Below are 7544 nucleotides of genomic sequence, written 5' to 3'. Positions count from 1 at the left end.
CGTCTGATAGTTGTTTTAGGTCAGGGAGTTTTTTCATTCCTCTATCTAATGTCTATCTCGTTCTCTTGTCAAGGGGGTTGAGCAATTACAACTGCTGAACCAAGCTACAGGCAATAGATTCTGTTCTTGTGGTCGCTGTATGTAACCCGTTGAATGTGTAATTTTACTTTGTAAAAAACTACAAATATTTACGAAATATCAAGTTATTGTAAAAGTTTGTAAAATGTTTAAATTGTCAGCAGTAATCCCTTGGCAAATTAGAGTGAATGGTGTTACTAATATAAGCGTGGGGCATCCCCACAACGAACCTTGAAAATTCAATTAAGCAATCATAAACCAAATGACAACAACCGTACAGCGTCGCGAAAGCGGCAACGTTTGGGAACGGTTCTGCGAGTGGGTAACTAGCACCGAAAACCGCATTTATGTGGGTTGGTTCGGCGTCTTGATGATTCCCACCTTGCTGAGCGCCACCATCTGCTACATCATCGCCTTCATCGCTGCTCCTCCTGTGGACATCGACGGCATCCGCGAACCAGTTGCTGGTTCCTTAATGTACGGCAACAACATCATTACTGGTGCTGTTGTTCCTTCATCGAATGCGATCGGGCTTCACTTCTACCCAATCTGGGAAGCTGCTTCCTTAGACGAATGGTTGTACAACGGCGGCCCCTACCAATTGGTAGTTTTTCACTTCCTGATCGGCATCTTCTGCTACATGGGTCGTGAATGGGAATTATCCTACCGTTTAGGTATGCGTCCTTGGATCTGCGTCGCTTACTCTGCACCAGTTGCAGCAGCTACCGCAGTATTCTTGATTTACCCGATCGGACAAGGCAGCTTTTCTGACGGTATGCCCTTGGGTATCTCCGGCACATTCAACTTCATGATCGTGTTCCAAGCCGAGCACAACATCCTGATGCACCCCTTCCATATGTTGGGAGTTGCTGGTGTCTTCGGCGGTGCTCTGTTCTCCGCCATGCACGGTTCCTTGGTAACATCTTCTTTGGTTCGCGAAACAACCGAAACTGAATCTTTGAACTACGGTTACAAATTCGGTCAAGAAGAAGAAACCTACAACATCGTTGCAGCCCACGGCTACTTCGGTCGTTTGATTTTCCAATACGCGAGCTTTAACAACAGCCGTTCTTTGCACTTCTTGTTAGGTGCATGGCCAGTTGTCGGTATCTGGTTTACCTCTTTGGGTATTTCCACGATGGCGTTTAACTTGAACGGTTTCAACTTCAACCAATCGGTTATCGACTCGCAAGGTCGCGTCATCAACACTTGGGCTGATGTCATCAACCGCGCTAACTTGGGTATGGAAGTAATGCACGAGCGCAACGCTCACAACTTCCCCCTCGACTTGGCCGCCGGTGAAGTCACCCCAGTAGCAATGGTTGCTCCTTCCATCAACGGCTAAGTTTAGCTTTTGATTAACAAAAAGCGCTCCTAGAAATAGGGGCGCTTTTTGTTTTGGCAAGTAGAATTTGATCGATTTCCTTCTCTTAAATCTGTTAAATCCCATACACTGGGCGTTGCCGAGCTTCCTTCTTCTTGATTGATCTGATATATTAATTAGGAATTATTATTTTTGGCAATCATCAAAGTGGCGATATTTAACAGGCACAAATTTGAAAAATTCGTGGTTCATAAATCCAAAACATTAGCCTGGGCGATCGCATTTTTTAGCGGCATTTTGATGGCATTGACAACCGCACCAGTAAATGCCTGGCTATTGGCTTGGGTAGCATTAGCTCCCCTGTGGATTTTGGTTGTTAGTTATCAAAAGCCAAAAATAGAAGAACAAAAACAAAAATTTCTCTTTCTTCCTTCTTTCCTCAACATCCATCAGTTACATCTTGTACAGTGCTCGTTGCCGAACTTCCTTCTTCCTTCACTCTGGGGAATTGGCTATCACGGATTAGCTTTATCTTGGATTATGGGAATTCACCCAATGACTTGGTTGGGAGTTCCTTGGTGGCCGAGTTTGGCGATCGCACTTTTTTGCTGGGCATTCATTACCCTCTGGGGAGCCGCCTTAGTCACCGTTTGGGCGTGGCTATTTGTAATTCTCAACTCCCTCACTTTACCCGGCAAAAATCCTATTGTTATTCTTAACTCCCCCCCTTTACAACGGGTGGCTGGCGGGGGTAGCTCTGATCTTATTCTTCTTAACTCCCCCCCTTTACAAGGGGTAGCTGGCGGGATTAATGCTCAATTTTCAGCATTAAGTCGCGTTTTAATTGGCACAGCTTTGTGGTGCGCCTTAGAAAGTATTTGGAGTACAGGTTCCCTGTGGTGGACATCCCTATCATATACGCAAAGCCCGCACAATTTAGCAATATTGCACCTCGGTCAACTCTCCGGACCCAGCGCAGTAACAGCCGCTATTGTAGCAGTAAATGGCTTAATCGCCGAAGCTTTTATTGAAGGAAGAAAGAAGAAGGAAGAAGGAAGAAGGAAGAATTGGATTTCTTATCTTTTGCCTGCGAGTTTGTGTTTAGTTTTGCATATTACAGGATGGAGTTTGTACAATCGCCCTTTGAATCAAGAAGCTGCAACCGCTTTAAAAATTGGCATTATTCAAGGCAATATTCCTAACGAGATTAAGTTTGACTCAGGGGGTTGGCGGCGCGCTTTGGAAGGTTACACCACCGGATACAAACAGTTAGCAGACAAGAAAGTCGATGCTGTGTTAATTCCAGAGACAGCTTTGCCTTTTATCTGGACAAACGAGTATCAGCGTTCTACTCTTTCTTTTTATCAAGCTATTCTCGAACGCGGTGTGGTGGCTTGGGTGGGAGGATTCGGGCAGCAAGATGATAGTATCACTAACAGCTTATTGGCGATCGATCGCACTGGAGAAATTGTCGGTCGCTACGATAAGCTAAAGCTAGTGCCTTTAGGCGAATATATCCCTTTTTACGAAATCTTAGGCGGGATTATTAATCGGCTTTCTCCCTTAGATGCTCATTTAGTACCGGGCAACTCTCAACAATTGTTTGATACGCCGTTTGGCCGCGCCATTGTCGGAATTTGTTACGATTCGGCGTTTGCTGAAATTTTCCGCTATCAGGCGGCGAATGGAGGCGAATTTATGCTTACAGCTTCCAACAATGCCCATTACAAACCGCCCATGTTGGCTCAACATCACGCTTTAGATGTGATGCGGGCAATAGAGACAGATAGATGGGCAGTTATCGCAACTAATACGGGTTACTCTGCTTTTGTAAATCCTCGCGGCGAGACGGTTTGGAAGTCCAAAATTAATACCTATGAAGTCCGAGATGCTACTATTTATCGGCGACAAACTCGGACTTTGTACGTGCGGTGGGGAGATTGGCTGACACCTGTATTGTTAGTAATGGCTGGGTTAATGCGTTTTTTTGTTAGAAATTAACCAGTAGGTTGTACCATTTTATATTTTCGATACCAATCTAAAATCTAAAATCTAAAATTGTTAGTATTGGCTGGGTTAATGGGTTTATTGTGAAAAATTAACCATGAAACTTGAGATTTTAGATTTTATGTACCAATCTAAAATCTAAAATCTAAAATCGAATGACTCTACTTATTTTTCATGTGTTCGTGAACGCTAGGAGATAAAGAAATTAAATCGTCCATATTGCGCTGCATGGCAGCACACATATTGTCCAAAGGCAAATCATTGGCATCGTGCCCGAAGGGATTTTCTATTTCAATGCCGATTTCTTCAATCCCGAACAAAGTAAAACTAATTAAAGCCACAACAGGGCCGGTTCCCCAACCCAAATCCTTCACCATTTGAAAGGGCAGTGCCAAAGAGTAAAGTAACAATAGCTGTTTGAGGTGAATTGCGTAAGCCAAAGGGATAGGCGTCTTCAAAATCCGCTCGCAGCCCCCTAATACATCAATCATAGAGTTGAGCAACTCCTTCATACCAGTTAACTGATAAACATCCAGGCAATTGCGCTCGTACTGCTCGTGCATATAATCCTCAATCCAAAAGGCAATTTCTAGGGGCGGATTGTTCATCGATTTGAGCTTTTGGTACTGCGCTGGAGACATTAACGGCTCCAACTCTGGATTGACTGATTCTTGCCGCAAGTGCAGTTTCAGCGCCACGGCAAAGGCAACTAATAGGCGCAGTGCTGACTTTTTTTCTATGATATCCTGCGGGTCTTTTTCCTCAATTGCTACCCAGATTTGACGAGCCAAATTGCGGATGTTATTGTTTAAAGTACCCCAAAATCTCCGACCTTCCCAAAATCGCTCGTAGGCTGTGTTTGTCCGAAAAACTAACAGTAAACCGAGTACAATACTCGGTACAATGCTAGACAAAATCGGCAAGGATACTGGCAAGTTGAAAAAATATAGGAAGGAAATAAAAACCCCAAATCCGCCGCACAGCAAAACGCGCGGCAAAATTGAGGGAATGACAGACCCTCGAACCTGTAATGCAATTTTAAACCACGACGGCTGATCGACACTCATGCAAGTCTCCTCATAAAATTAAATTAGCCAGATCGCCCAAAGTCGATTTTAGATTTTAGATTTTAGATTTACTCCACAGATACAGCAGATTGCAGGTCGCGAGAGGGCGCTTTCTCTAGACACCTCGCCTACCAAAACAGCTTTCTTGTACTTCACTTACCAGCAAAAGTGCTATAAATCTGGGGTTTGAACTTTCCTCTAATTTTTTTGCACTCCACGACTCCTATCGGGGATTGGTATCCGTACTTGGGTACGGTGAAATCTTCGGAAAAAAGCTTTCCTACAAAAACCTTTGGATTTTACCAAAAAACTCATCTTTAGGAGCCATGTCAAATCTCAAATCTCAAATTGATTGACTGAGGCACTTAATTCGGTAAGATTAATTATGTATATTTAAACCTCAGCTTCCGTGCAAGAGCTACCGACATCTGTACCCCCGCATTTTCACCGATTGCCAAACCAACGGTGGCAAATTTATTCGCCTCAACCACAGCAAGCCGAACAGTTTGCCACTGAAATCGGTTTGTCGCCCTTGCTGGCACAGGTACTGATTAACCGGGGCATCGACTCTCTGAAAGAAGTGCAAGGGTTTATCGAACCGGAATCTCTGGTTTTGCCCGCGCCAACCGATGAGTTTCCCGATTTGGCTGCGAGTGTCAAACTGTTGCGGGAGGCGATTTCGGGAGGGCAAAAAATTGCGATTTGCGGCGACTACGATGCTGACGGGATGACGAGCACGGCTTTGTTGCTGCGAGCTCTCAGGACTCTGGGCGCGAATGTGGATTATGCTATTCCCAGCCGGATGCGAGAAGGTTACGGGATTAACGATCGCATTGTAGAAGAATTTCACTCGGAAGGTGTCGCTCTCATTCTCACGGTTGATAACGGAATTGCAGCCTACGGCCCGGTTGCCAGAGCGCGAGAACTCGGTGTCAAAGTTATTATTACAGACCACCACGATTTGCCGCCAAAACTGCCGCCGGCCGATGCTATTCTCAACCCGAAATTAATCGCGGAATCTTCACCCTATCGCGGTTTGGCTGGCGTAGGCGTTGCTTATGTTTTGGCGATTACTTTGGCGATTGATATGCAGAAAGTTGGCGGGTTGGTGAATCCGCTGCTGGAGTTATTTACGTTGGGAACTATTGCGGATTTAGCGCCTTTGACTGGAGTTAATCGGCGCTGGGTAAAGCGGGGTTTGCGGCTGTTGCCTCACTCGCAATTGGCGGGTATTCAGGCTTTGATTCAGGTGGCGGGAGTGCAGCCGGGAAGTGCGGAAAGTTTACCTCTTCTGAATTCAAAAAGCCAAGCTAGCAATACGTTAAAGCCTGAAGATATTGGTTTTAGGCTTGGCCCCCGGATTAATGCTGTCGGGCGGCTGGCTGACCCTCAAATTGTGATAGTGTTGCTGACCGCGGACGATCGCGAATTGGCTCTCAAAAACGCGATGCAGTGCGAACAAATTAATCAGCGCAGGCAGGAGTTGTGCCAGGAAATTGAGCAGGAAGCCATTGCTTGGTGCGAGGAAAGTGATCTCGACTTGCAGCAAGAACGAGTTTTAGTTGTTGTGCAACCGGGTTGGCATCACGGGGTGATCGGGATTGTGGCTTCTCGGTTGGTGGAACGCTACGGCGTACCTGTGTTTATTGGTACTTTTGAGGATGAGGCTGGGGAAAACGAAGCTGTAGGGACGGTAGCCCATAAAATTATCAGGGGTTCGGCGAGGGGAATTCCTGAGTTTAATGTATTTGACGGGCTGAATTTTTGCGCGGATTTATTAACTAAATTTGGCGGACACAAAGCGGCTGGCGGTTTTTCTATGCCAGCGGATAATCTCGAACAATTCCGCAATCAACTGTCAATTTTTGCCAATCAATGTTTGCAGCCGGAACATCTCAAGCCGCTGGTTTCAGTTGACGTGCGAGCGGATTTGGCTGAGATTAATCTCGACCTTTACCGACAAATTGATGCTCTGGAACCTTGCGGAATTGAAAATAAGGCTCCTGTATTTTGGACCCCTAACGTTTGCATAACTGAACAGAAAATTGTTGGTAAAGGAGGTCACGTTAAACTAACTGCAACTCAAGATGGAAATGTATCGGCTAGTGTGAAGGCTATTGCTTGGCGTTGGGGCGAATATTTTCCTTTGCCTCGGCGGGTTGATATTGCTTACCGATTGCGAGAAAATAGTTTTAATGGCAAGACATCGGTTGAGTTAGAATTGTTGGGCGTTCGGCTACCGGCAAATGCTGCTACTTCCAGGCCGCCGAGGTTCGGAAAAGTTGAGTTTGATTATTGCGATCGCACTTATTCTTGCAGTCTATCCCCTGCAGGCTCGATCGAGGAATTGAGAATTCGCAACTCTCAAGGGCAAGTTCTGGCTGTTTCACCCGGACAAAACATCGGTTTGTTAGGTAACTCCCGCAAAGATGCTAGAGAAGTCGATGTATCTCTACCTTTTTTTGAGAATTTGATTCAAACTGCTAAACACGCCCTCGGTATTTGATAACAAAGCAGGTGCAGCAGCGAAAATTGGCGATCGAGCCTTGTGAATTTTGCATCATTTAAAACTCAAAACTCCCAACTCTCGATCGCCCCGGAGCGTGCTATAATTACAGGTCGCCGCCTCTAGCTGCCAAGAGAAAAATCACGATCGGGCCAGAAAGCACGACGGCTGCGAGTAAAGCTACCTGAACAATGAGTTGGTAGTCTACACCACCCAGACCACTGAAAAGATCGGTTATAAAGTCCATTTGTCCTCCTGACTGTAGTGATTAAGTCTAGATTGTTGAATTAGAAAATCCGCTTCTGATTTTACCGGGCGATCGACCATATTTTTTAAGGAACTTTACAAAATTCAACAAAATGTAAACTGCGATCGACCTGTCAGTGACAGCAAACCAGGGATTTGATGCCCCTTCCCCGAAAGTGAACGGAATGTAAAACCTCAAATCTAAAATCGAACGCCCTTGAAGGAGATCCGCCTCCGGCGCGGGCAATTGATATACTTGAAGAGCTCCAGTCTCCTAAAGTTTGGCATTTTCCACATAATGCTCCCAATCTAAAAT

The 7544-nt window shown here is 45.5% G+C and carries 5 protein-coding genes; 3 read left to right on the top strand and 2 right to left on the bottom strand.

The window, feature by feature from the left end; translation table 11 throughout:
- The first annotated feature begins 340 nt into the window (after positions 1–340).
- Together psbA and lnt are read left to right on the top strand one after the other, a co-directional pair.
- The gene (gene psbA / locus QUA33_RS12280; RefSeq protein ID WP_333071427.1) at positions 341–1423 is read left to right on the top strand and encodes a photosystem II q(b) protein; all 1083 of its coding nucleotides are present in this window, start codon (positions 341–343) and stop codon (positions 1421–1423) included.
- A 186-nt stretch (positions 1424–1609) separates the two neighbouring features.
- Positions 1610–3403 (top strand): apolipoprotein N-acyltransferase, encoded by a 1794-nt coding sequence (gene lnt / locus QUA33_RS12275; protein WP_333148822.1) that lies wholly within the window; start codon positions 1610–1612, stop codon positions 3401–3403.
- Between the two features lie 167 nt (positions 3404–3570).
- On the opposite strand, the gene QUA33_RS12270 is transcribed toward lnt, so the two are convergent.
- Positions 3571–4476 carry a bestrophin family ion channel gene (locus QUA33_RS12270; protein WP_333148821.1) on the bottom strand — a complete coding sequence of 302 codons (906 nt, stop codon included), beginning with the start codon at positions 4474–4476 and terminating at the stop codon, positions 3571–3573.
- Positions 4477–4885: 409 nt separating this feature from the next.
- On the opposite strand from QUA33_RS12270, the gene recJ reads away from it, so the two are divergent.
- Positions 4886–6982, top strand: a complete 2097-nt coding sequence (gene recJ, locus QUA33_RS12265; protein ID WP_333148820.1) for a single-stranded-DNA-specific exonuclease RecJ — start codon at positions 4886–4888, stop codon at positions 6980–6982.
- 106 nt (positions 6983–7088) lie between these two features.
- Here the strand turns inward: recJ and psb30 are convergent, their stop codons facing one another.
- Positions 7089–7229 (bottom strand): photosystem II reaction center protein Ycf12/Psb30, encoded by a 141-nt coding sequence (gene psb30, locus QUA33_RS12260; protein ID WP_333094330.1) that lies wholly within the window; start codon positions 7227–7229, stop codon positions 7089–7091.
- Positions 7230–7544 lie beyond the last annotated feature (315 nt).

Origin of the sequence: Microcoleus sp. Pol14D4 (genome assembly GCF_036701245.1) — a bacterium.
Lineage (GTDB): Bacteria > Cyanobacteriota > Cyanobacteriia > Cyanobacteriales > Microcoleaceae > Microcoleus.
Note: the sequence above shows the minus strand (reverse complement) of the source record. Positions and strands in the feature narration are given on the sequence as shown.